Raw genomic sequence first — 320 nt, 5'->3', positions numbered from 1 at the left:
TGCTGCACGCCGTCGTCTACGAGGAGATCCGGCCGTCGGCCCGGCTGGGGCCGCTGCTCCCGGTGGTCACGGGTCTCCTGGAGCGGGATCCGCGACGCCGGCTCGCCGCCGGGGAGGCCCGGCAGTTGCTGGCCGCGTGCGCGGCGGGACACGCCGGCGGGCCCTACACCCCGACCGAGCAGGCCGCCCACCGCCCCGCCGGACCCGGTGTCGACGGCGACACCCGCGGCGCCACCCGGGAGGAGCGGGAGCCGGACCCTGACGACCGCCCCGCGGTGGTGGACCGCACGGGAGGGACCAGCCGCACCGACCGGTTCGAG

1 pseudogene is annotated in these 320 nt (G+C 79.1%); it reads left to right on the top strand.

Features of this window, described 5'->3' with window-relative positions:
* Nucleotides 1-320 (top strand): annotated as a pseudogene (locus EF918_RS38900) (hypothetical protein); the annotation flags it as partial.

Source organism: Streptomyces sp. WAC06614 (assembly GCF_003949795.1).
Taxonomy (GTDB): Bacteria; Actinomycetota; Actinomycetes; order Streptomycetales; family Streptomycetaceae; genus Streptomyces.
Note: the sequence above shows the minus strand (reverse complement) of the source record. Positions and strands in the feature narration are given on the sequence as shown.